A 24,969-nucleotide genomic window follows, 5' to 3' on the forward strand; every position below is an offset into this window, starting at 1 on the left:
AAGAGATTATTGATGAAACTGAACATAGAGGATGCCAAAAAGCTTGTAAGAGTTAAGGGTGAATTTTGCAAGGGCTCTTACATTGAGTTTAGTGAGGCCGCTCTATCAGCGATTGAAAACAACTCATTGATAGTGAAGTTAAAGGTACATGGAAAAGGACGCCCTCGAAAACTGTTCAGTGCCTATGTAGGCGCTACATCTGGTGAATTAAATATCTCTACTGGCGGCAATGACCAAACTGTCAAATTTGGTGATGGCTCAAAAGGGCACTACGTGCTAAGGATGACGGGTAATAGTAGTGTATTGATTGGTGAAAATACTACGTCAAATGGTACCACTATTTATACACACGATACGGGCTTTAGTTGTGGAAAGGACTGTATGTTTTCCAGTGAAGTCTTAATTCAAACTTCCGACCAACATGGAATTGTTGATCTCACCACTGGCGACATCATCAACCAGGACTATAGTGAAGTGACTCTTGGTGATCACGTTTGGTTGGGACGTCGTAGCACCCTTGTTTCTGGCGTTAAAATCGCCAGTGGTTCAATAGCAGGTACCGCCTCTGTTGTATCAGGTGTAATACCAGAAAACGTTGTTGTTGTTGGCTCACCGGCTAGAATTGTTAGAACTAATGTTACCTGGAGTCGAGAAAAACTATCGCGAGATGAATACAGTTTAAGTTTTTTTTCGTGAAACATATTATTGGATAAGACAACAAACATTGTAAATAACCACCTTTATTTAAGTAATTCACCTTTAATGTGCTATCCGAAGCGAAATATACGGACATGTGGTCAGTCAGCCATCTTTGGGCTTCACCGACAGCTCTAAATGTGGTTTATATTTTTACTACCGAATGAACCTGTATTGTCGGAATCTAAAATTCTAGGACGAAAGTTTCAGGGTCGGCAACTATTTCAAAGTAAACTCAGTGTGAATTACTTGTGCCACGATAGTGAATATTTTATAAGAACAAAGAACCGAGTTAGAAAGTATGACCAACGAAAACAGATTTGAAAGCCATCTTGAATTTAATGAATTTTTAGAAAGAGAAGAGCCAAAAGAAGTCATATCCAAAATTGAACTGAATAGGCTTAAAGGGCAGCCCCAGCACTATTTGGATATTGAGTTTATCAACAGAGGCACCGAAACCCTTATCTTTACATTTGCGGGTGCATATAAGAGGGACGTCAAAAAAACGCTTCCGTTTTATCTTGCAAAAGGGTTTAAGAACAAGGTCTCGTCATCTATCGCTTATATTGCTGATCCATCTTTGTATTTGGACGACATAAGGCTCGGCTGGTATGGTGGCGATATGCATAACAATCTCCAACAAAACTTACTAACTACACTCAAAACGATACAACATATTTGCAAAGCTAAGAGAGTAATATTTTTTGGAGGTTCGGGTGGAGGGTTCGCTTCTTTATTTTTCTCTCGATATTTTAACAATTGCCTATCAATAGTCTGGAATCCTCAAATTTTTATTGAAAAGTACAATATTTCAAGGTTTAAAATAATTGATACTTACTCTCAAATTGCATTCAACTGTCAACGTTCTGAGCTAGGTAAATATATTTGTACTGATTTGGCAAACCATATCAAGAGTAAAGAGCCAAAAAACAACCTTATATTTTACTTGCAAAATATTACCGATAACCATGTTGAACGAGACCTAAAGCCTCTGTGTGCCGAACTTTTGTATGGCGAGGCTTTTTCCAAGCTAAACTTTGAGGAAGAAGCAACTCACAAAATTAGCGAGTATTTTCTGCTTCATTTACACAATTGGTCTTCAGGACATAGACCTCCACCTAGAAGCGTATTGCTGCAACTTTTAGTAACACTATCTAGTGACGATAGCGCCTGGTCATCAGAAAACTACCTAAAACTAATCAACGAATGTGATGAAATTGTTGACAGAGAAAAGTTCATCAATCAAAAATAAATTTTATTAATATGTACTAGTGTGATTATTAAGGGATACTGACGGTACAAGTACCAAGCGATTTTGACGTGATCACACTATCAATGTCGCCGCGCTTCAGCGAGTTTAGCCAGCCGTAACGCTGTGGTATTCATATTTTCCTCAACCGGATATTGCGAACGCCGCTTGAATTGTCCGCTTTGCTATATTGCGAGCGCTTCACACATCAACTTTGTAGGGTAATTCTTGAGCCTGGCCTTTATGAACGCGTATTTTTCTTTGACTCGCCCGCGAAAAATACGGTGGCTTCCTTTAGGATGTCGCGTTCCATTGTCACGCGTTTAAGCTCTTTTTCTAGCTGCTTAATTCGGTCAGTTTGTTCTTGAGACTGCCTATGTTCTTCACTATCTGAGCCATAGGTTTTATCCAGTTATACAGCGAACTGCTAGTCACTCCCAGCCTCTCAGAAACGCTCGCCACCGACTAACCTTGGTCGGTAACTTGTTTGACTGCTTGTATTTTAAATTCTTCTGTAAATCGCTGAGACATCTTTTCTCCTTAGTACACATAATTATAAAGCAATTAAGTGTCTAGAGAAGTCTGGTCGATTCATAGTATCTCGGGAAACGCCACTAAGACGGGGGCCTCCGCCAGATTTCCGAGTTCTTCGGCGAGATGAATCGTCAAGACTCTTTTCTAAGCATTTTGCCTGTTCTGCGACTTTATCGACGCGCCTCTTAAGCTTGGGGATGAGCTTCTCCCCCCAGAATTAATAACTTTATGACTTTGACGAGACTTCCGATAAACCGAGAACAATTGAGCTCCAAACATGATGGAGATACGTTACAGCGAAGAACTCCAATTTATATATCAACCCTTGCATGACGGGGCACAGAGAATAGCTTCCTACCTTCGTTGAAGCCAAGTTTAGTATTCCCTTGAGTTAGACTTTTATGCCAATTTTTCCAAGCGTCTTGGTAGGCCGCTCTAACTTTTCCTAAACCATATTTCTTAGACACCCCGAATACTTTGCTATTTGTCAGACTTGAATTTGTATCAAGACAAAACATACTACAAAATGGCATCAGAAGTATTTTTTCACCTGTAGCTATTTCGAGCCTGGCAATGAATTCACTGTCTGCACCGAATCGAACACAGTCCCAATAACCCAACTCACCTTTTAAGAATTCTGCATCAAAGATACAGGATATTAATGACTTTCGCAGTGCACCATCAAGACTGAATGATGAGCATTTTGAAAGGTGATTGAACCTTCCTTCTTTATTAATTCTAAGCATAAAGCTCAAACCAGCTTTAGAGTTGAACTTGTTTAGATATGCTAGCTGGTTTTCAATTCGTTCAGGATGAGACCAATCATCAGCATCTTGGCCAGTAATAAATTTACCCGTAGAAATATCTAACGCTATATTTTTTGAAACGTAGGGTCCAACGTTTAATTCATTTCTTATAATTTTTAATCTATTATCACGCTCTGCAAGGTAGCTAATTTTTTCCCAAGTCCCGTCGGTACTTGCGTCATCTACAATGATAACTTCTAGGTTTTTCCAAGATTGTTGGAGTATAGATTGAACGGAAAATTCAATGGTTTCTTCCGCATTAAAGGCTGCAATCAATACTGATACTTTTTCTCCATTGTATATTTGTTTTGATGGCTCAGCTTTAAGTCTAAAAAACAGAGGGACTGATTTATCTTTCGACAGTGAAACTGGTGCGACATTTGCTCGCTGAAGATAGTTTTGGACGCATGATACCCAGCCCTCAAAATCGTTCTCGGTTAAACGATAGTTCGCTTCTAGCAGATTGATTTCGGGGTAATACTCATTGTCACCAATCTTTCGCTTCGCTTGATAAGCTGCTGCTTTGTCTCCAAAACTTTCGGCAATAGAAACTGATTGAAAAAGAAAGTCTTGCATTCGGCTTTCATCAAACAAGTAGTCTCCTAATGAAGGTAAATGCTCCACTAACGCATTGCATATTTGCTTCATATCTGAAGCTGATGAAACAACACCCTTTTTATTAAAAAAGCCCTGCTTACTGGCTCTATCTCTCTCAAGCTTTATTAGAAAATCGAGAGCTCCAATGTTTCCGAAACGCTTTCTTCTCAATTCTAATTCTAATAATTTGACCTTGTGCTTTTCCACATTCAACCTTAAATACAGAGAAATAGCTAAGCTAGTGAGTAAACATATTTTTGCTAAAGCCTAGCTATTACCGCGATGAAAGTTTAGAGATTAGTAGTTATATTAGCCAATGATTTTTAGTATCTTCCTTCTGAACTCTAAAGAAGCTTTGCTAAGCCCACCTTGGTTTGCAGGGCGTTCTTGTGTTTTTCCTCTACCAACTCTACTACCAATTGTCGAACTTGAAAAATTTTCTAGTGCAACTCGTTGCGCATCAGCTAAGAAATCTACTCTTTCCAAATCACTACTAGTTGAAAGAATCTCTATTAGTTCTTTAACCTGAATTGGGGAGCAATAAAAGGCTAACTCTCCAAATGTATCTTCAAATTGATGCGGTAGTATAACAGGAATACCAGCAATAATAGCCTCGATTACAGTCCTACCGAAAGCTTCTATAAGCTGACTATGCGGAAAATAAACAAACACATCTAAATCTTCTAAGTATTCTTTGGGAGTGATCGCCCCAAACTCACTTACTTTCCAATTTTTAGGGAGTTTACCATTCAAGGAAGCTGCAGCATTATGGGCGCCACCTAAAATACGTATTTCGTAACTATTATCCTGCGGGTATACACTTAATAAGGCGTGACTGTCCTCAATCCATTTTTCACGACCATCTCTACCGTGCCTTCCTATCTTAAACGGCTTTTTTAATCGCGGTTTTGGTTTTAAATAATACTCATCGGCATTGAATGTTGGCGTCCAATTAATTTTAGACAATTGAAGCGCAGAGCCCGATTCTTTAATGAAGTCTTCTAACTCTCCCCTCATAAAGTTACTAATAGGACAAAGCTCAATGTTATCAGTTTTAATATTTAAAGCATTTTCAAAAAGCTCTCCCATATCGTAAACTTTTTCACCATTCGCTCGAAAATTAGAATTATTCTTAACTATATGCGTTGTTTTTGAAGAAATTTTTGGTAGCAGCGCTCTAAAAGAATTAGATACTATAACGCTAGGGTGGCGACATATGAGCGTGTCCGCTTCAATTTTTCCGATCTTTGTCCAGTTGACTATATGGTCTTTTAATATCTCGTATTTATTCGACAACGAGTTACCGACAGCAGTGTCCCGAGGACAATGAATCAAAACGACAGATAGATTTTGATTTAAGAAAAAATTAATCTCATCAATCGTTGATGAAGCATTTCCGCCTGAAAAAGTTAAATCAGTAACCAAAGCAACATCGACTTTTTTATTTAAATCGAACTTTATTCCACTTTCCTCGTAAGCCTCTAATAACGAAAAAAGTGTTTGCTTACTATTTAGCAAATCTTTTGGAGCATCAAAAGCTCGGTCATTTCCCAAAAAATGGTATCTACTATTTAATTTACTGAGAGTAGAATGGAAGGACGTGAAAGAATCTTTATAAGCAACTCTCTTTGGTGAAACTCCTCCCGTTTCAGAATAACCCAGGGTAGGATGGTTAGTAAGCCCTAAAGGGTTATCATAGCAAAGCATTGTCAGATCCCTGAGCTGAGCAATTGGCTTTCCTTGGACCTTTTCAATACGTCTAATTAACTCAGAATCACCGCCAACTCTAACGTTGTCCCAATACCCGACCACGTCATCAAAGAACTGCTTACGCACCATTAAAGATATAAGTCCGCTTCTTGTCGCCCCATCATATACGAACCCACCAACTTTGTTCAGCCTAATGAAGCGCCCTATAGCATCCATCCGCATCATTCCAGAAAGACAAGCAGGGACTTTATTATTTAAGCAATACTGTATTTGTCTTTCTAATCGCTCTGGATGTGCCCAATCGTCGGCATCATGGCCAGTTATCCATGCGCCTTTGGACTGGGACAAGGCGATATTTTTTGATACGTACGGCCCAACATTTTCAGCGTTCTGAAATATTTTTACTCTACTATCAGATTTCGCAAGCGCTTTCATTGCGTCATAAGTTTTGTCAGTAGAACAGTCATCCACTATTAGTAATTCTAAATTTCGCCACGTTTGATTAAGTATAGACCTAGCAGCCATTTTAAGCGTTTTTTCAGCATTAAAAGCGGGCATAATAATAGAAATTAACGGCCCGTTTTTAACTTTTCGATTAGGAGAAGAGGCTAATCTATCAAATAGGTTTTTTCCTTCTTTCAAGTAAATTGGCGTTAGTTCGAAATGTAATAAATATCGGTTAACGTGGAATAACCAATCACTTTCCTTTTCTTCAATAATTGCTTTACTGGCAAAAAGCACATGTTTTAAGTACGCTTTGTTTTCGGGCAAATACTTACTAGCGTAAGCTATTGCCGCTCCATACCCGATATGATATGCCAGAGTATCTGCCAGTTTCATAATAGCTTTAATGTTCGGTTTTTTCGGAAAGTCTCCAGATGAAGTTTTTTCGGCAACGAACCTTTCCAAAAGCATCTCGTCTTCTTTTGTTGGCTCAAAGTCCAAAAAACTCTCTTCAGGTTTCTTATTTGATCTCTTTTTTTCAAGCTCTATAAGGAAATCCAGAGCTCCCAAGCTACCGAATTTCCTTTTTCGCTCAAGCAGTGTTTCTAAACTACTTTGACCTATCATGCGGTTCACTTATGACTTCCTGATCCGAAAAACTGGTGCATTGTCTGATGTAAAGTCAGTCAACTCTAAATTAGAAAACTCTTTGTGATTTACTGCCACAAAAACCCCATCATATTTTTCTTTTTCTAGCTCGTTGACAAAGTTAACACCTGAGATCTTTGCTTTGTCGCTCTCACTTACCCACGGGTCGAAGACATCAATTTGCATATTGTAGGTAGAAAGTTCTTTAACCAAGTCCGCTACTTTTGTGTTTCTAACATCAGGACAATTCTCTTTAAATGTGAAACCAAGAACGATGATTTTCGAGTTTTTAACTTTGACATCGCTATCAATCAATTTCTTAACGAATGATGTGGCAAAATGCTGTGCCATACCGTCATTGATTTCTCTAGATGTTCTGATGATATCGGGAACGTAACCCGTCGACATTGATTTGTGCAGTAAATAATAAGGATCAACGCCAATACAGTGTCCACCAACTAAACCAGGGAATAATTTCACAAAATTCCATTTCGTTGCTGCCGCTTCGATTACTTCTGCTGTATCAATATTAAGGTTATCAAATATTACGGATAACTCATTTACTAACGCTATGTTCACGTCTCTCTGTGTATTTTCTATAACTTTAGAAGCTTCTGCAACACGAATGGTGGATGCTAAGTGAGTCCCTGCCTCGATAACTGAACCGTAAAGTCCATCTACGAATTTCGCTACTTCTGGCGTTGAGCCAGACGTTACTTTCACAATTTTATGCACTGGGCGTGACTTATCACCAGGATTAATTCGTTCGGGGCTATACCCAGCGTAAAAATCCTTATTAAAAGTTAAGCCAGATACTTTCTCAATTACAGGGATACAATCTTCTTCTGTCGCACCTGGATAAACAGTTGATTCGTAGATAACAACCGCATCTTTATTAATTACCTCACCCAGCAATTTTGATGCTGAAATAAGAGGTGATAAATCAGGCTGACGATTTATGTCTATAGGGGTGGGTACTGTAACGACGTAAACATCGTATCCTCGAATTTCATCTTTGTTCGAAGTAAACGCTAACGATTCTGCTTTCTTTAACTCATCAGTTGAAACTTCTTGAGTGCTATCCAAACCGTTTTTCAACTCTGAAACACGTGTTTCATTGATATCATAGCCTATTGTTTTGTATTTTTGGCTAAATAAAGCAGCCAGAGGTAGGCCTACGTACCCTAATCCAATAACGCAAATAGAAACATCTTTTAGTTCCTTCATTCTTTACTCCGTTTTAAATCAAATAATTCTTTAACTAGTTTGTAAGGGTGCTTATCCGCAAATTTACTACTCATATAAACCATATTCCAGCGCCGCAAAAATGGTGAATCTTCTAGCCACTCATATTGCTGTTCAAACACTCGAAACAACCTGTAATTATACTTCAAGAAAAAATCATCTAGCAACTTGTAATGCACTTGCTGTTGGCCTTCAGGGTTCAAGCCCGCTTCGATATAGATGATGTCTACTTTTTGGTTTGCGAACATTTCAGCGCCGCTCTCCAAAACTTCTATTTCATGACCCTCCACATCTATCTTTAAAAGAGAAATCTGACTCTCGCTACAAAAAGAGCAAACCTCGCTTAGAGTCATAACAGATATTTCAAAGACAGAGTCTGGTAGCTCATCGCTTGAAGTAGATATGATTCTACTCATGCTATTGTTGTCATATAAGCGGAGCGGACCTTTTGCGGAGCTGACTCCAATATTTTGGATATTAAGCTTCTTCGGGAGCTTTGTTGAAGACTCAAGCGTTTCATTTAACAACTTGCAACTTTTAGGGTTTGGCTCTACTAGAATTGCTTCAGCTATTCGAATATCCGACTCAAAAAAGGACTTCGCCACCTTTCCATCAAATGCGCCAATATCGATATATGTAATTGCTTTACCATAAAAAAACATACTACATTGATGGATGAAGCTTTCTAATGAATTCCCTTGCTCTAGAGACTGCTTAGCCAGTTTATTGTAATTTTTTTGTGTTTGGTTGAGTTTTTTTTCAAGTCCTGATTTATCGCGTTCTAGCGCATCGACCAGGCCTCTGCATTCGGCCAACGAACTTTCTAGGCTTTCTTTAACTTTCTTATTTTGCGATTCTACTTCTTCTATATTCGCTTCATAACGAAGGATTTTTTTCCTATAATCCTCTGCCTCACTGAGTGCTTTGGCCTCTTGTTCCGCCAACTGTCCATTAGCTTTTTCTCTATTTCTCTCAAGCTCTTTTTTTAAACTGGCAGAGTGATTATCAGCTTCTTCTATTTTATTTTTTAACGATTCTATCTGTGTAGCGGAAGATGAGACTTGCTGTCCCGTTTTGGCTTCAATAGCTTGAATTCTCTTTTCTGATTGCTTTTTTAACTCTATATACTTCGTTTCCAAATCTTCAATCTTTAAGGCTGATGCTTTTTGTATATTATCTGCACGCAACCTTTCCTTTTCGATTTCAGAAGACAGCTGTGCACTCATATCCGCTAAATGCTTCTCCAGGTGTTTTTTCTTTTTTTCGAGTTCATTAGATAAATTTTTATAAACATTAAACTTAAATTTAAATATTTTGGTATCAGGATTGCATGAAGTTACGTCAACTATGTCGTAAGACAACTTGTCCATCAATGACTCAATGTTTTCAATACTGTTCATCCCCTCGTATATACCTTCTACAGGGTGAACTATAGTTAGTGTGCCGAAATTTTTGATCGCGTTTAACTTATCGAGCTCTTCGATAAACTCATATGCAATATCGGGAGTATCAATAACCAATTCGTTTTTAGTCGTGCTGAAGTCTGCGTCGATACTTCGCATAAGCTCTTCAACAGATAAACTATCTACAGGTTGTTTTGCAACAAGACTAAGACTAGGGAACCATTTTCTGAGGACTGTCGGCTCTCTCGTAGAAGAGTAATCAGGTATATTGAATACATTAAGAAATGACGGCCTTTTACCAACATAAATTAATCTATTTAATATATTAACGCGCTTACTCTTGAGTTTTTCACGAAGAACCGTACACGCATCTTCTCTAGCTTCTATAAGAATCACATTTTCATATTCGTCTAAATCATAGACCGGCTCGACTGCATGCCCAGCTCCTAGCCAAAGTAACTTTTTATTCTGTTGTGAGTCTTCGAGTTTCATTGATTATCTTGCTCTCTGTTTTCAAGAAGCTTTGGTGACGGACTCCTTCCTTCATAAATCCCAAACCTTATGAAATGGATGAGAGGGTTCATGCCAGACTCCTTTACATCTTCGTAAGTTCGTTGATACCAATCTGTATCAAAATCTAAAGAAGGTTTACGTCCTTCTGCTGCTCCGTGCAACAAGTAGTGCTCACATGCGTTGAATTCTGATTGTTTAACATCTTTATAAGTTTCAAGGTACCAAGCCGAATCGAAGTACTCGCTTTCTTCAAGAAGATATTTTTCTTCAAACAACTTATCTTTGTAACTTGAATCCCTCTTCAATATGTTTTTTAAAGCTCGAACTGGCGCTGACGCTTTATATAAGAATGAGTCTTGAATAATGTCTAACTGCTTTTCTGCCTCAATTAATTGATAACTTACCGTGGCTAGTTTACCGCTCAGCTGACGATTCTCTATGTTTACTTTTTTTGATTCACGCTCATGCAATTTCTTTAAGTGAGCTAATTGGGTTTCAAACCTGTTTTGTAAGATTACATTTTCGTCCTGCAGCTTGCGATTATTTTCTCCGAGCTCCTTCAACTCTTGCCGCTTTATCCGAAGTGATGCAGTGCTTGACTCTTCAGATTCCGCTTTCTTTTCCAGTTCCAGCTGAACCTGATGCAATCTACTTACAACCTCCGTATAACTCAATTCTTTGTCTTCAAATTCTGTTTGAAGTTTATGGAGCTGTTCAATCAGCATTTCATTTAATGAAGCTTGGTAATTATTTTTTGAATTAACACTGTCTAGTTTATAATTCAGTTGACTAACACGTTGAAGTTGCTTGTCTCGGTCAGCTTGAGCAGAATTTAACTCCAGAATGCATTGCTCTTTATCTTGCTTCTCAACATTTAATTCAGACTTTGATGACTTAAGTTCTTCGGCGAGTTCGTTATTCAACTCAACTTGTTTTTCTAGCTCCTTCTGAACCTTATGCAGTTGCTCAATATTTTCCGTATTACTCTGCTTCTCAGCGTTGAATTCAGACTGTGATACTTTTAGTTTTTCGGTGAGTTCATTAGCTCGCTCTACTTGTTTTTCTAGCTTATGCTGCAGTCGCGTTATTTCCTGACTTTTTGTCTGCCTCTCAGTTTTAAGTTCAGACCGTGATTGCTTAAGCTGTTTGGTGAGACTTTTAGTGAGTTCAGTAAGCTCTTGACGCTCCTCTTTTTGTCGCTTTGATTTATTTCCAGCAAAAACAATTGCACTAGACAAGTCAGTTAAATTAGAGGAGCAAGCCAACTCTGTACTGCAAGCTTTTAATAGAGATAGTGCTTGCTTAAGCTCAGTTTTTTTCTCGATTAAATAAGACAAAGCAATCTGCTCGAGAGAATAATCTGGTAGTGAGGGTAAAGAAGCAGGTCTCCACTGTAAATCATTTAGGGCTCTTAAATTATGCTCACTAGCCTTTGGTAAATCATATAGATTTATGAGCCTTACACGCGACCTGTTCGAGCGGAAAAAGGATGTGAGAGCGAGTGCCTCCTCATGCCAGTTACGTAATGCGATATCTAACGCTTCTTCTCCCTTTAAATTTCCAGATAACGCTATCTCTGGAGGGGCGTAAAAAACTAATAATTTGGTATATTGATCACAAACAGCCTCTAATTCTTTAACTTGAACTGCTTTTTCTACTACACAACCAGCTGTTTCTTCGCCTACTTCTTGAACAGTTCTAACTCTCCTGTAATCGAAAACGTCAAGAGCTTCATTCCATAGGACGTCATCCGTAACAGTAACTAACAGTGTCATTACTTCTCCGCTGGTAATTTGATAATTCTTCATTCTGTACAATTCTAACACTTGATAACGTAGTATAAAAATAGATAAATAGATGTTTCATTATAACGTCGCTGCTTTTTCTTTATTTTTTATTCAAAGAGTTAAAGCTAGCTCTCCTATTTTAGAAATATCCCACTAGCCTAGTAAAACCAGTGACGCTTTAGTATCTGCTCTCATTTAAATTCATTCTTACCGACACTTCTTAATCATACAAATCACTGTAGGCGGCAAAGCTATCGTCTTCGAACGGTAATGCAATCAGCTCTATTTAAAAAGTAATATCTCTCTGTTTAAGTAGTAACTGAATAAGGGTACTTATCGTTAAAACCATTCAACACGCAACTTTCAAAGAGAAACACTTACTTTAAATCCTTTTATGAGTCAAATTACGTTTTAAAGATTTAAACGTACACTTACGTTAATGCGACAGACATACTGGTGGCTACTATGACATCTTTAAACCGCGTCCATCGAAAACATTTCAAAGTGTCTGCTTTTGGCAATCTTTCATATAAACTAGTTATATAGAATTAACTATAGCGGCATCCACTTTACGCTGGTCTCTCTATTCGGTAAATTGTCAATTAGTCAATACCAACAAATAGACAGGTTTTCATGATATTGAGCCGCACTCAAATCGATGCGGATGCGTTATCCTTTTATTACTTGCAGCAAATAGTCTCTGAATTACCGTATTCGAAATATGGAAACTTGGCGCGGAATTTTCTCAACTCTAGCTCTACTGGCTAACAGTCCCATTCAACAACCCCAAAACCTGTTCATCACTAGACTTAGCCTGAGCCCTTACCGAAATACTCACTTGTTCCACGATTTGCGCCTGTGTAGATTTAGCGGTTTCTGCAGCGAAGTCTGTATCGAGGATTTGAGAGCGGGCTGCCATTAGGCCTTCGTGCATTCTATGATTGAGTTTAAGAGCCGACTCCATTTGATTCATCTTTGCGCCATAAAACGCTCGGCTCTCGCTAACATACTCTAATGCATCATAAATTTGCTGTAACGCCACTTCTGCATTTTCAAAGGAAAGCACATCGCTTTCAACCATGTCTAGGTCAGATAAACCCACTGGCGTTTTGGTTAAGTTTATAAAATCTGTGCCATCACCTAGCGAGTTAGTAGCAGTAATATCGACAGGACCGGCTTCAAAGCTGTTTCCACCGCTTCCGGGAGCACCTAACGTATCCCAATCTACCGTAGCATCAAATACGCCCTGCCCAACTACTGAAATAATGAGCGGTTCGCTTGTACTATCAATAGTTAAGGTTTCTGTTGTGATGCCTGGGTGTTGGTCGCCTGAGAAAGTGAACGTTGTTCCGTTAATCGTACCAGAACCGCTAGTAATTAAAGAACTACCATCGTAGCTTGCCGTTGGTGCATACCCTTCTTCTGGTAGGAATAGAAAACGTTTGATGTCACTCGTTGAGTTTACGTTATTAGTACTCCACACATTGTCAGACAGTGGGGTACCAACTAGATGCCTACCGCTAGTTGTAAATACCTGCAGATCGTCGTCTGCTGAAAAGCTATCAATATCTATAGATATATTTGTTGAACCAGCTGGAATGTAGGCTACAGAACGTAAGCCACTGCTCAATTGAACTGTATTACCCTTTACAAAAGTATCACCTATTGAAGGTACGTTATCTGACAATAAGTCGTTATCACCTAGCAAAGGCAATCTGTTAAACGCTTCTGTATTGTAGGCTATACCATTGAGTGCGTTTTTTAATTGCTGAAATTCTTTATCTAATGCGCGTCTGTCGGCATCAGTATTTATGCCGTTTTGAGACTGCATCGCCAATTGCCGCATACGCTGCAATATATCGGCAGATTCTTGCAGCCCGCCTTCCGCTATTTGTGCGTAGCTAAAGCCGTCGTTTAAATTTCTTCGTAACTGGTTTTTTGCCAAGGATTCCGACGTCAGCCTATTCGATATTTGCAGACCAGAACTATTATCAACAGCTTTATTTATTCTTAGCCCTGAACTTAACCGTTCATATGCAATAGACAGTGTTTTACTGAACACAGGGTTTGATGGTAGCGACTGTGTAAATGATGAAACGGTTAACATAAACTTCCTTGCTATGAAAAACTGAAGTACATAAATGGCGAATACTTTATTGGGATGACGTTTAAAATTTGCGTTGCAAATAAATACAGCAAACAACAAGCCAAAATGATGAATAGAAATATAGAAAAGCAGATCCAGTTGATTGGGCAGATACAGGGTAAAAAGAATAATGGGGTCAGGGCTGTGACTCTGAGCCCAATATTCTTCGGGCACAAAAAAAAGGCCTGAGTTTTCACTCAGGCCCTTTTTCTAATCGAGTATTAATTACTCTTCAGTTGCTTCTACTGCTTCTTCTTCAGCTTCTACAACTGGACGGTCAACTAGCTCAACATATGCCATTGGGGCATTGTCGCCAGCACGGAAACCGCATTTAAGAATGCGAGTGTAACCGCCTGGGCGAGCTTCGTAACGAGGACCAAGCTCGTTGAATAGTTTACCTACAACCTCTTTGTCACCAGTGCGGGCAAAAGCTAGACGGCGGTTTGCAACGCTATCTTCTTTAGCCATAGTGATTAGAGGCTCGATTACGCGACGTAATTCTTTCGCTTTTGGTAACGTAGTTTTGATCACTTCGTGCTTGACCAAAGAACCGGCCATGTTTTTAAACATAGCTTGACGATGGCTGCTGTTGCGATTCAACTGACGACCACTCTTACGATGGCGCATAGTTTTATCCTTCTCTACAAATCAGTTTGATAAAAACCTGATTAATCTTTTTCAGCGATGCTCTCTGGCGGCCAGTTTTCTAGGCGCATGCCTAGAGAAAGACCACGAGATGCTAGAACATCTTTGATTTCAGTTAGCGATTTCTTACCAAGGTTTGGCGTTTTAAGTAGCTCAACCTCAGTGCGCTGTACCAGGTCACCAATGTACTGGATAGCTTCTGCTTTCAAACAGTTTGCAGAACGTACTGTCAGCTCTAGGTCATCTACAGGGCGAAGCAGAATCGGATCGAATTCTGGCTTCTCTTCTTTCGCTTCTGGCTCAGATACATCACGTAGGTCTACGAATGCATCTAGCTGTTCAGCTAGGATAGTAGCAGAACGGCGGATCGCTTCTTCAGGATCTAAAGTGCCGTTCGTCTCCATGTCGATGATTAGTTTGTCTAGGTCTGTGCGTTGTTCAACACGTGCAGACTCTACACTGTAAGCAATACGTTCAACTGGGCTGTATGAAGCGTCTACTAACAAACGACCAATTGGACGATCATCTTCTTCAGAGGAGCGACGGGTAGAAGCTGGTACATAACCACGGCCCATTTCTACTTTAACGCGCATGCTGATTTCAGCTTCGCCAGTTAAAGTACAAATAACATGCTCAGGGTTTGCAATTTCTACGTCGCCATCATGCTGAATATCACCAGCAACAACAGGGCCAGCGCCAGATTTCACTAGAGTTAGAGTTGCCTCAGTTTTACCTTCAAGGCGAACCGCTAAACCTTTAAGATTTAGCAAGATCTCAATTACGTCTTCCTGAACACCTTCTTTGGTGCTGTACTCGTGAAGAACGCCGTCAATTTCTACCTCGGTAACTGCACATCCTGGCATAGATGACAGTAAAATACGACGTAGGGCGTTACCTAGAGTGTGGCCAAAGCCGCGCTCTAGTGGTTCCAAAGTTACTTTGGCACGAGTAGGAGAAACGTTTTCGATCTCAACTAATCTCGGTTTTAGGAATTCAGTCACAGAACCCACAATGCTTCCTCTTTAGTTAGCTTTACTTAGAGTAAAGTTCGACGATCAACTGTTCGTTAATTTCCGCAGACAGGTCAGTTCTTTCAGGAACGCGCTTGAAAGTGCCTTCCATTTTGCTGCTGTCTACTTCAATCCAGGTTGGCTTCTCACGTTGGTCAGCCAGTTCCAAAGCAGCAACGATACGCGCTTGCTTTTTAGCCTTTTCACGAACAGAAACCACGTCTTCGGCAGAAACGTTAAACGATGGGATGTTCACAACTTGACCATTTACCATGATCGCCTTGTGGCTAACTAGCTGACGTGCTTCAGCACGAGTGCTAGCGAAACCCATACGGTAAACTACGTTATCAAGACGCTGTTCTAAAAGCTGTAGCAAGTTTTCACCTGTGTTGCCTTTTAGACGTGCAGCTTCTTTATAGTAGTTGCGGAATTGTTTTTCCAGAACGCCGTACATACGACGAACTTTTTGCTTTTCACGCAGCTGAACACCGTAGTCAGACAGACGGCCACGACGGGCACCGTGCTGACCAGGCGCTGTATCGATTTTACATTTAGAATCGATTGCGCGAACGCCGCTTTTTAGGAACAGGTCAGTTCCTTCGCGACGGCTAAGTTTGAGTTTTGGACCCAAATATCTTGCCATGATCTTTCTCCAACTGTCCGTCGATTAAACGCGACGTTTTTTCGGTGGACGACAACCGTTGTGAGGAATAGGGGTCACATCGGTAATGTTTGTGATCTTATAACCTGTAGCGTTAAGAGCACGGATCGCAGACTCACGGCCTGGACCTGGACCTTTAACGAAAACTTCAAGGTTCTTAAGACCGTATTCTTGTGCAGCAACACCTGCACGCTCAGCAGCTACCTGTGCAGCAAATGGGGTAGATTTACGTGAACCACGGAAACCTGAACCACCAGATGTCGCCCATGCTAGTGCATTGCCTGAACGGTCTGTAATAGTCACAATTGTGTTGTTGAAAGACGCATGGATATGAGCCATTCCGTCTGCAACCTGACGTTTAGCGCGCTTACGCGTGCTACGAGCTGGTGCTTTAGCCATAACTTACTCCCCGTTTACTTCTTAATTGGCTTACGAGGACCTTTACGGGTACGCGCATTAGTTTTAGTGCGCTGACCACGTAGAGGCAAGCTACGACGGTGGCGAATACCACGGAAGCAACCCAGGTCCATCAAACGTTTGATGCTCATAGAGACTTCACGGCGTAGATCACCTTCAACGGTGAATTTAGCCACTTCGTCACGAAGCTTATCAATAGTAGCTTCGTCTAGCTCTTTGATTTTTGTATTTTCTGCAACACCAGCACCCGCACAAATGCTTTTCGCACGTGTGGGACCAACGCCATAGATCGCTTGGATAGCGATTACAGCATGCTTGTGCTCAGGAATGTTAATGCCAGCGATACGGGCCATTAACAGCACTCCTCTTGTTTATTTGTCGACGACCTAAAAAGCCCGATAGGATACTTATCCGTCGACTAAATTGCAAATTTAGGTTCAAAATACTTTTAAACAAAACTAGCAGAACCTGACAAGTATAATTCAGGTTCTGCTCACTTAGTCTTGTAAATATTCTGTTCCGCTTTGATTAGCCCTGACGCTGCTTATGCTTTGGGTCAGAACTGCAAATTACACGCACAACACCGTTGCGCTTGATAACTTTACAGTTACGGCAAATCTTTTTTACTGATGCACGAACTTTCATTACATCTTTCCCCTTTCTATCAATATTAAGGGGCTAACTTATCGGCCGTAGCCTTTAAGGTTAGCTTTCTTCAGCACAGACTCATATTGACTAGACATCAAATGCGTCTGAACTTGTGCCATAAAGTCCATGATAACTACTACAATAATTAGAAGCGACGTACCACCGAAGTAGAACGGAACATTCCAAGCAATTAGCATGAATTCAGGCACTAAACAAATAAAGGTTATGTACAGTGCGCCAGCCAGTGTAAGGCGAGTCATTACCTTGTCAATGTATCGTGACGTTTGCTCACCCGGGCGGATGCCTGGGATGAACGCGCCAGACTTCTTCAAGTTATCTGCTGTATCACGCGGGTTGAATACCAACGCCGTGTAGAAGAAGCAGAAGAAGATAATCGCAGCTGCGTATAACATCACGTACAGCGGTTGACCAGGAGATAGCATAAGCGCTACATCTTGCAACCACGCTGTTGATTCATTCTGTCCGAACCATCCTGCGATAGTACCCGGGAACAGAATAATGCTAGAAGCAAAGATTGGTGGAATTACACCAGCAATGTTGACTTTAAGCGGTAAATGGGTGCTTTGCGCAGCAAAAACCTGACGGCCTTGCTGACGTTTCGCATAGTTTACCACAATTCTGCGCTGTCCGCGCTCTACAAATACAACTAGGTATGTAAGAGCGATTACAATCACGCCAATCAACAGTAGGAACAACATGTTAATGTCGCCCTGCCTTGCTTGTTCCGCAGTCTGACCTAACGCTGTAGGTAGACCGGCAACAATACCAGCAAAAATCAATATAGAGATACCGTTACCAATACCTCGTTCGGTAATTTGCTCACCTAACCACATAAGGAACATAGTTCCTGTGACTAGACTCACCACTGCCGTAAAGTAGAATCCGAAGCCAGGGTTTATCACCAATCCATTAATCAGGTTAGGCAAACCAGTCGAAATTCCAATTGATTGGAAGATAGCCAATACAAGCGTTAGATAACGCGTGTACTGACTAATTTTACGACGGCCTGCTTCGCCTTCTTTTTTAAGCTCCACCATCGGCGGATGAACCACCGAGAGCAACTGCATGATAATGGATGCAGTAATGTATGGCATAATGCCCAAAGCCAGAACGGATGCACGCTCAAGCGCACCACCAGAGAACATGTTAAACATTTCTACAATGGTGCCTTTTTGTTGCTCGAACAAGTCAGCAAGTACAGCTGGATCGATGCCAGGGATAGGAACATAAGAACCTAGTCTGAATACAACAATCGCACCAAGTACGAACAACAATCTTGCCTTAAGCTCACTCAAGCCGCTTTTAGCGCCTGAATCCAATCCTGGTTTAGCCATCTAGCTTATTCCTCTACTTTACCGCCAGCAGCTTCAATCGCTTCTTTAGCGCCTTTAGTAACCTTCAACCCGCTTACTGTAACAGCGCGTGACACTTCACCGCTCTTAACTACTTTAACGAACTGGATTTCTTTCTTAACAAGTCCAGCTGCTTTCAAAGTCTCAAGAGACGCTGTATCACCATCAACCTTCGCGATTTCAGCAAGAGTTACTTGATCAGTAACAAAGCTCTTGCGTGAAGTGAAACCGAACTTAGGAAGGCGACGCTGTAATGGCATCTGACCACCTTCAAATCCTGGCTTAACACGGCCACCTGAACGGCTTTTTTGACCTTTGTGACCTACGCCACCTGTTTTACCAAGACCTGAGCCGATACCACGACCAGAACGCTTACCAGTAGGCTTTGAACCTTCGGCTGGAGAAATTGTATTTAAACGCATGTCTTACTCCTCCACTATCTCAACCATGTAATGTACACGGTTGATCATGCCACGAACGGCTGGGGTATCTTCCAGTTCACGAACATGGTTGATTTTACGAAGGCCTAAACCTTTAAGCGTAGCTTTGTGCTTTGGCAGACGGCCAATTGCACTTTTAGTTTGCTTTACTTTAATCGTTGCCATGTCTGATTACCCCAAAATTTCATCTACAGACAATCCACGCTTCGCAGCAACTTTCGCCGGGCTATTCATTTCTGTTAGCGCGTTGATTGTTGCACGTACAACGTTGATTGGGTTTGTAGAGCCGTAACATTTTGAAAGTACGTTTTGTACACCAGCTACTTCAAGTACTGCACGCATCGCACCACCGGCAATAATACCGGTACCTTCAGATGCTGGCTGCATGTAAACTTTAGAGCCAGAGTGACGACCTTTAATCGGGTGCTGTAACGTGTGACCGTTAAGGTCTACGTCAACCATGTTGCGACGAGCCTTTTCCATTGCTTTTTGGATTGCAGCAGGTACTTCACGTGCCTTACCGTAACCAAAACCAACGCGACCGTTACCGTCACCCACTACTGTCAATGCAGTGAAACTAAAGATACGACCACCTTTAACCACTTTAGAAACGCGGTTTACAGCGATCAATTTCTCTAGAAATTCACCATTTTGAACGTCTTGTTTAGCCATTATAAACTCCTAGAACTGAAGACCAGCTTCGCGAGCTGCATCAGCTAATGCTTTAACGCGACCGTGGTATTGGAAACCACTACGATCGAAAGCCACTGTTTTAATGCCTTTCTCAAGCGCGCGCTCTGCGATTGCTTTACCGACTACCGTCGCTGCTTCAGCGTTACCTGTAGACTTAAGATCTTTTGCAAGATCTTTCTCAACAGTTGAAGCCGCTGCCAACACTTCAGAACCGCATGGAGCGATTAACTGAGCGTAGATGTGGCGAGGTGTACGGTTAACTACCAAGCGATGCGCGGCCAGTTCACGAATTTTTGCTCGTGCGCGAGTAGCGCGACGAATGCGAGCTGTTTTCTTATCCATCGTATCACCCACCTACTTTTTCTTAGCTTCTTTACGACGTACGTGTTCGTCAGCGTAACGTACACCTTTGCCTTTGTAAGGCTCTGGTGGACGGTATGCACGAATGTTCGCCGCAACCTGACCAACCACCTGCTTATCGGCGCCTTTAACGACGATTTCAGTTTGGCTAGGAGTTTCAACCGTAATGCCTTCAGGCATTTCGTATGCTACAGGGTGAGAGAAACCTAGTGTAAGGTTTAGTTTGTTACCTTGTGCTTGTGCACGGTAACCAACACCTAACAATGTAAGTTTTTTCTCAAAACCTTGTGAAACACCTTGAACCATTGCGTTAAGGATAGAGCGAACAGTACCAGCCTGTGCCCAACTATCAGCGAAACCTTCACGTGGAAGTGCTTTAAGTTGGTTCTCTTCCTGTGCAACTTCTACAGCGTCGTTAAAAACGCGGGTCAAAGTGCCTTTACTACCTTTTACAGTAACTTCTTGACCAGAGATAGAAACTTCTACACCTGATACAACATCTACTGGGGCTTTTGCTATACGTGACATATCAACTCCTCCGTTATGCTACATAACCGATGATCTCACCGCCCATGCCAGCGTTACGCGCTGCACGGTCAGTCATCACACCTTTAGAAGTCGACACGATAGCAACGCCTAAACCACCCATGACCTTTGGAAGCTCATCTTTTTTCTTATAGATGCGCAGACCAGGACGGCTTACTCGTTCGATAGTGTCAATTACTTGCTTGCCTTCGAAGTACTTAAGCGTAACTTCTAAAACAGGCTTAACGTCACCAGAAGCAGCGAAGTCAGTGATATAACCTTCAGCTTTTAATACTTCGCAAATTGCAACGCGAAGTTTAGAAGAAGGCATAGTCACAGAAACTTTCTGTGCCATCTGGCCGTTACGGATGCGGGTAAACATATCCGCGATAGGATCTTGCATGCTCATTATCAGCTACTCCTTACCAGCTGGCTTTCTTAAGGCCAGGGACTTCACCGCGCATCGCTGCTTCGCGAAGCTTAATACGGCTAAGACCGAATTTGCGTAGGTAACCATGTGGACGACCAGTTACACGGCAACGGTTACGTTGACGTGAAGAACTAGAGTCACGTGGCAGTTGTTGTAGCTTCAGAACAGCGTCCCAACGCTCTTCTTCAGAAACGTTAACATCGCTGATAATCGCTTTAAGTGCGGCGCGCTTCTCAGCATACTTAGCTACTAGCTTAGTACGCTTAGCTTCGCGTGCCTTCATTGATTCTTTTGCCATAACCCTACACCCCTACTTTTTGAATGGGAAGTTAAACGCGTCCAGCAGAGCACGTGCTTCGTCATTTGTATTCGCACTGGTAGTGATAGTAATATCCATACCGCGAATTTTATCCACTTTATCGAAATCGATTTCAGGGAAAATGATTTGCTCACGCACGCCCATGCTGTAGTTACCACGTCCGTCGAATGATTTAGGATTCAAACCACGGAAATCGCGAACACGTGGAATAGCGATTGAAATCAAACGCTCAAGGAATTCCCACATACGCTCGCCGCGTAGGGTTACTTTACAGCCAATCGGATAACCTTCACGGATTTTAAAACCCGCTACTGATTTTCTAGCAACTGTAACAACAGGCTTCTGACCGGCGATAGCCGTCATGTCAGCTTGAGCATTCTCAAGTACCTTTTTGTCAGCAACTGCTTCACCTAAACCCATGTTTAGAGTGATTTTTTCAATCCGAGGGACTTGCATGACGCTTTTGTATCCGAACTGCTTAGCAAGTTCAGCTACTACTGTTTCTTTATAGAAATCATGCAGTTTCGCCATCGTACTCTCCAATATAATTAAACAAGTTCGCCGTTAGACTTGAAGAAACGTACTTTCTTCTCATCTTCAAAACGGAAACCAACGCGATCTGCTTTGCCCGTTGCCGGGTTAACAATCGCAACATTAGAAACGTGAATAGAAGCTTCTTTCTCAACAATGCCACCAGCTACGCCCAGTTGTGGGTTTGGCTTAGTGTGCTTCTTGACGAGATTAACGCCTTCTACAATTACACGGTTATCAGCAATAAGTACGCGAAGGACTTTGCCTTGCTTACCTTTGTCTTTACCCGCTAATACGACTACTTCATCATCACGACGAATTTTATTAGCCATTATCGTGACTCCTTATAGTACCTCTGGGGCCAATGAGATGATTTTCATGAAGTTTTCACTTCTCAACTCACGGGTAACCGGGCCAAAGATACGCGTACCAATTGGTTGCTTGTTAGCATTAAGCATAACAGCCGCGTTACCGTCAAAACGAATGGTAGAACCATCTGCACGACGAACGCCTTTTCTAGTACGCACCACCACTGCATTCAGTACGTCACCTTTTTTAACTTTACCGCGAGGAATTGCTTCCTTAACAGTAACTTTGATGATGTCACCGATACCTGCATAACGGCGATGCGAGCCACCAAGAACCTTAATACACTGAACCCTGCGAGCGCCGCTGTTGTCTGCAACGTCCAGGTTAGTTTGCATTTGGATCATGTTAGTGCTCCGCTCTTAAATTAAGACTCTCCCGAGTCGTTAGTGCTGCTAAAAGCAACTGGATATCGTTGCTTTTATGTACATACCCCCATAAAAAGGGCGCGAAATAATAACAGAAAATTTTGGGAAGCGATAGCGGTAAATTGAATTATTTTTAAACTATGTGGGCAATTAAAAAGCCCCGACTAAAAGCCGGGGCTGATAACCACGTCACAGGTTATCAAGCAGGATTTTTTAGCGCTGAAACATTGCTTTCGAATTGCTTACCTAAATGTCTAAAAACACATTCTTTTAAACGGCTTACACCAACAGGTTTAGATATGAAGTCATCCATGCCAGATTTCAAGCATTTTTGCTTATCATCTCTTAATGTATTCGCTGTTAACCCAATGATAGGGAGTTCATTGGTTTGGTGGTCTAAGAGTTTAATTTGCTTTGTTGCTTCTACCCCGTCCATTATCGGCATATGGCAGTCCATGAGAATTATTGAATAAGGCGATTTTTCTGCAATTGAACGCTTCACTTTATCTACGGCCTCTTGCCCATTGACGGCTAAGTCACTCGCTAAGCCTATTTCTCTTAACTGTTCTTTGATTACAAGCTGATTAATTTCGTTATCTTCTACAATAAGCACTTTGAATGAACTTAATTCCTCTCTACTTGGCGTATAGTCAAAGTTACATCCGCTCGCTGTTTCCGATATTGCCAAAGCGTTTGCATCATTTAGTGTTAGTGTGACAGTGAAGCGCGCGCCAACACCGAGTTCACTCGACACTTCAACTTTGCCGTTATAGTATTCAGCCACTTTTTTCACCAAAGCAAGCCCAACACCCACGCCGCTAGATTCTCGTTCGGTATAGTTTTCACCCTGTTTAAAGGGCGAAAATATAAGTTCTTGCTGCTGTTTACTAATTCCAATACCTGAGTCTGTAACTATTAACTTAACCCTGTAACGTCCTTTACCGTAAACGGTGCATTTAGTCTCTACACTAACGGTCCCTTCTTTAGTAAATTTAAATGCGTTGTTGACGAGGTTGATAAAAACCTGCCCTATTCGTAATTTATCAGCAACGAAACTCTTTCCTCTGACTCCGCTTGTATTCACCGATAACGCTATCCCCTTTTCTTGCGCTAATTGAGCAAACATAGGGGTTTGTTCTTCAATAATTTGGGCTATGTTAGTTGGTTCCTCTTTGTACGACATACTCTCAGAGTCAATCTTTGAAAAATCTAATATATTATTTACGATACCAAGCAGTGAGTCGGCTCCTTTCATTGCAATAGTTGCGAACTCCAATTGTTTTGAATTCAGGCGTGAGCCTATTAGAACCTCTAACATTCCTTGGACATCGTGCAAAGGCGTTCTAATCTGGTAGCTTATGTTAGACAAAAAATCACCGCGCGTTGCCATCTCTTTTCGTGCCATTTCGGACTTTTGTTTTAACTCAGCTCTATCGATGTGTATTTGAGTGATGTCAATCGTTGCGCCTATCACTTTAATACAGCGTCCATTTTCCATTACAGGGTGAGCACGACTCTCTATCCAACGAGTTTCACCTGCATCGGTACGCACCTTGAGTTCGTACGAAAAGTCATCGCCAGTTTTTAGCATTTTCTTAAAACGCTTTACGTACCTCTCACGCTCTTTTTCATCAACAATAAACTTGGTGATGTCTTCAGCTTTAAGTATTTTGTCACTATGCAAATGGAGCATACGCTTTAATGCGTCAGACCAAGTGAAGACCCTCGTCTCAAGATGAAATTCCCATGTACCTACCCCAGCCAAATTTATCACCTGATTAAGCAGCAAGTTTCGTTCTGCTAGCACCGATTTTTGTGCGTTTAAATTATTAATGGCCTGCTGCCGCTCAAGTTCATTGCCTACCCAAGAAGCGAGAAGCAGCAAATAGTCTAATTCTAAACTTGTGAAGGAAGCATGCTTGGGAGAAAGAGAAGAAAAATTAACCGTTCCAAACAACTCTCCACCTACGTAGATAGGGGCAGCTAAGTAACTTTTAAGCGAATATTTTTCGAAGCAAGGGTGTGACGCACCTGGGATTTCATTGATGTTGTGATAAGCAATAAGGGAATTCAACTCTACTACGTCAGCGCAATAGGTTTCTGACAAATTAAATAGTCTATTTGGCTCTATATCATCCTTAGGAGTTACAACGCTTAGTACGCTATATAACTCACCCCGGATATTACTTATAATACCTGTTTCCAAGTCAAGGATATCAGTGCCAATACGCAACAAGCTCTCAAGCTTATTATCTAGTGATAATGACTTATCATTAGAAATGGTCTGCAGTTCTTTAATAATACTCATGAGGATTAGGGCCCTCCTAGACCGCAACAAAAAAGGCCAATGTATAAACATTGACCTTTTAAATTTACGAGAAATTCGAATTGATGAAAGTTTTCGA

Annotated in this window: 26 protein-coding genes; 2 read left to right on the top strand and 24 right to left on the bottom strand. The window is 41.3% G+C overall.

Translation table 11 applies throughout. The features are described 5' to 3' along the window. Nucleotides 1–12: 12 nt before the first annotated feature. Both KL866_RS15470 and KL866_RS15475 read left to right on the top strand, forming a co-directional pair. On the top strand, nt 13–696 hold the full coding sequence (locus KL866_RS15470) for an acyltransferase (RefSeq protein WP_214995855.1): 684 nt from the start codon (nt 13–15) through the stop codon (nt 694–696). 301 nt (nt 697–997) lie between these two features. Continuing rightward, nucleotides 998–1,948, top strand: a complete 951-nt coding sequence (locus tag KL866_RS15475; protein WP_214995857.1) for a hypothetical protein — start codon at nt 998–1,000, stop codon at nt 1,946–1,948. An 842-nt stretch (nt 1,949–2,790) separates the two neighbouring features. Here KL866_RS15475 and KL866_RS15480 read toward each other — a convergent pair. The 24 genes from KL866_RS15480 to KL866_RS15595 form a co-directional block, all read right to left on the bottom strand. Then, nucleotides 2,791–4,089, bottom strand: coding sequence for a glycosyltransferase family 2 protein (locus tag KL866_RS15480; RefSeq protein WP_214995859.1), 1,299 nt, complete (start codon nt 4,087–4,089; stop codon nt 2,791–2,793). 102 nt (nt 4,090–4,191) lie between these two features. Then, a complete protein-coding gene (locus KL866_RS15485; RefSeq protein WP_251140105.1) occupies nt 4,192–6,663 on the bottom strand; it encodes a glycosyltransferase in 2,472 nt (823 codons plus the stop codon). A gap of 9 nt (nt 6,664–6,672) precedes the next feature. Beyond that, nucleotides 6,673–7,911, bottom strand: coding sequence for a nucleotide sugar dehydrogenase (locus KL866_RS15490; protein WP_214995863.1), 1,239 nt, complete (start codon nt 7,909–7,911; stop codon nt 6,673–6,675). Next, nucleotides 7,908–9,824, bottom strand: coding sequence for an FkbM family methyltransferase (locus KL866_RS15495; protein WP_214995865.1), 1,917 nt, complete (start codon nt 9,822–9,824; stop codon nt 7,908–7,910). The genes KL866_RS15490 and KL866_RS15495 overlap by 4 nt, the downstream gene beginning before the upstream one ends. Continuing rightward, on the bottom strand, nt 9,821–11,653 hold the full coding sequence (locus KL866_RS15500) for a hypothetical protein (RefSeq protein WP_214995872.1): 1,833 nt from the start codon (nt 11,651–11,653) through the stop codon (nt 9,821–9,823). Before KL866_RS15500 ends, KL866_RS15495 begins: the two co-directional genes overlap by 4 nt. 736 nt (nt 11,654–12,389) lie before the next feature. Then, nucleotides 12,390–13,739, bottom strand: a complete 1,350-nt coding sequence (locus tag KL866_RS15505) for a flagellin (protein ID WP_214995874.1) — start codon at nt 13,737–13,739, stop codon at nt 12,390–12,392. A gap of 264 nt (nt 13,740–14,003) precedes the next feature. Then, a complete protein-coding gene (rplQ, locus tag KL866_RS15510) occupies nt 14,004–14,405 on the bottom strand; it encodes a 50S ribosomal protein L17 (RefSeq protein WP_012519212.1) in 402 nt (133 codons plus the stop codon). 41 nt (nt 14,406–14,446) lie between these two features. Next, nucleotides 14,447–15,436: a DNA-directed RNA polymerase subunit alpha gene (locus KL866_RS15515; RefSeq protein ID WP_025257630.1), complete on the bottom strand. Its 990-nt coding sequence runs from the start codon at nt 15,434–15,436 to the stop codon at nt 14,447–14,449. Nucleotides 15,437–15,455: 19 nt separating this feature from the next. Continuing rightward, nucleotides 15,456–16,076 carry a 30S ribosomal protein S4 gene (gene rpsD / locus KL866_RS15520; RefSeq protein ID WP_012519214.1) on the bottom strand — a complete coding sequence of 207 codons (621 nt, stop codon included), beginning with the start codon at nt 16,074–16,076 and terminating at the stop codon, nt 15,456–15,458. Between the two features lie 24 nt (nt 16,077–16,100). After that, complete coding sequence (gene rpsK, locus KL866_RS15525) at nt 16,101–16,493, bottom strand: 30S ribosomal protein S11 (protein WP_012519215.1); 393 nt, start codon at nt 16,491–16,493, stop codon at nt 16,101–16,103. Between the two features lie 14 nt (nt 16,494–16,507). Beyond that, nucleotides 16,508–16,864 (bottom strand): 30S ribosomal protein S13, encoded by a 357-nt coding sequence (gene rpsM, locus KL866_RS15530; RefSeq protein WP_012519216.1) that lies wholly within the window; start codon nt 16,862–16,864, stop codon nt 16,508–16,510. 175 nt (nt 16,865–17,039) lie between these two features. Further along, a complete protein-coding gene (gene rpmJ, locus KL866_RS15535) occupies nt 17,040–17,156 on the bottom strand; it encodes a 50S ribosomal protein L36 (protein ID WP_012519217.1) in 117 nt (38 codons plus the stop codon). Nucleotides 17,157–17,194: 38 nt separating this feature from the next. After that, the gene (secY, locus tag KL866_RS15540; RefSeq protein WP_025257629.1) at nt 17,195–18,514 is read right to left on the bottom strand and encodes a preprotein translocase subunit SecY; all 1,320 of its coding nucleotides are present in this window, start codon (nt 18,512–18,514) and stop codon (nt 17,195–17,197) included. A 5-nt stretch (nt 18,515–18,519) separates the two neighbouring features. Further along, nucleotides 18,520–18,954, bottom strand: coding sequence for a 50S ribosomal protein L15 (rplO, locus tag KL866_RS15545; RefSeq protein ID WP_025257628.1), 435 nt, complete (start codon nt 18,952–18,954; stop codon nt 18,520–18,522). Nucleotides 18,955–18,957: 3 nt separating this feature from the next. Continuing rightward, nucleotides 18,958–19,137, bottom strand: a complete 180-nt coding sequence (gene rpmD / locus KL866_RS15550; RefSeq protein WP_012519220.1) for a 50S ribosomal protein L30 — start codon at nt 19,135–19,137, stop codon at nt 18,958–18,960. 6 nt (nt 19,138–19,143) lie between these two features. Then, nucleotides 19,144–19,644: a 30S ribosomal protein S5 gene (rpsE, locus tag KL866_RS15555; protein ID WP_025257627.1), complete on the bottom strand. Its 501-nt coding sequence runs from the start codon at nt 19,642–19,644 to the stop codon at nt 19,144–19,146. 9 nt (nt 19,645–19,653) lie between these two features. Next, nucleotides 19,654–20,007 carry a 50S ribosomal protein L18 gene (gene rplR / locus KL866_RS15560; protein ID WP_014950908.1) on the bottom strand — a complete coding sequence of 118 codons (354 nt, stop codon included), beginning with the start codon at nt 20,005–20,007 and terminating at the stop codon, nt 19,654–19,656. 12 nt (nt 20,008–20,019) lie between these two features. Beyond that, nucleotides 20,020–20,553 (bottom strand): 50S ribosomal protein L6, encoded by a 534-nt coding sequence (gene rplF / locus KL866_RS15565; RefSeq protein WP_025257626.1) that lies wholly within the window; start codon nt 20,551–20,553, stop codon nt 20,020–20,022. A gap of 13 nt (nt 20,554–20,566) precedes the next feature. Next, nucleotides 20,567–20,959 carry a 30S ribosomal protein S8 gene (gene rpsH / locus KL866_RS15570; RefSeq protein ID WP_012519224.1) on the bottom strand — a complete coding sequence of 131 codons (393 nt, stop codon included), beginning with the start codon at nt 20,957–20,959 and terminating at the stop codon, nt 20,567–20,569. Between the two features lie 13 nt (nt 20,960–20,972). After that, on the bottom strand, nt 20,973–21,278 hold the full coding sequence (gene rpsN, locus KL866_RS15575) for a 30S ribosomal protein S14 (protein ID WP_012519225.1): 306 nt from the start codon (nt 21,276–21,278) through the stop codon (nt 20,973–20,975). Between the two features lie 12 nt (nt 21,279–21,290). Continuing rightward, nucleotides 21,291–21,830 carry a 50S ribosomal protein L5 gene (gene rplE, locus KL866_RS15580; RefSeq protein WP_025257625.1) on the bottom strand — a complete coding sequence of 180 codons (540 nt, stop codon included), beginning with the start codon at nt 21,828–21,830 and terminating at the stop codon, nt 21,291–21,293. A gap of 17 nt (nt 21,831–21,847) precedes the next feature. Further along, nucleotides 21,848–22,162, bottom strand: a complete 315-nt coding sequence (rplX, locus tag KL866_RS15585; protein WP_012519227.1) for a 50S ribosomal protein L24 — start codon at nt 22,160–22,162, stop codon at nt 21,848–21,850. Between the two features lie 12 nt (nt 22,163–22,174). Next, entirely contained in the window at nt 22,175–22,543 is a 369-nt protein-coding gene (rplN, locus tag KL866_RS15590) for a 50S ribosomal protein L14 (protein ID WP_012519228.1), read from the bottom strand. Between the two features lie 220 nt (nt 22,544–22,763). Beyond that, nucleotides 22,764–24,872, bottom strand: coding sequence for a hybrid sensor histidine kinase/response regulator (locus tag KL866_RS15595; RefSeq protein ID WP_214995876.1), 2,109 nt, complete (start codon nt 24,870–24,872; stop codon nt 22,764–22,766). Between the last annotated feature and the right edge of the window lie 97 nt (nt 24,873–24,969).

The sequence above is a fragment of the Alteromonas sp. ALT199 genome, from assembly GCF_018619335.1.
Lineage (GTDB): Bacteria > Pseudomonadota > Gammaproteobacteria > Enterobacterales > Alteromonadaceae > Alteromonas.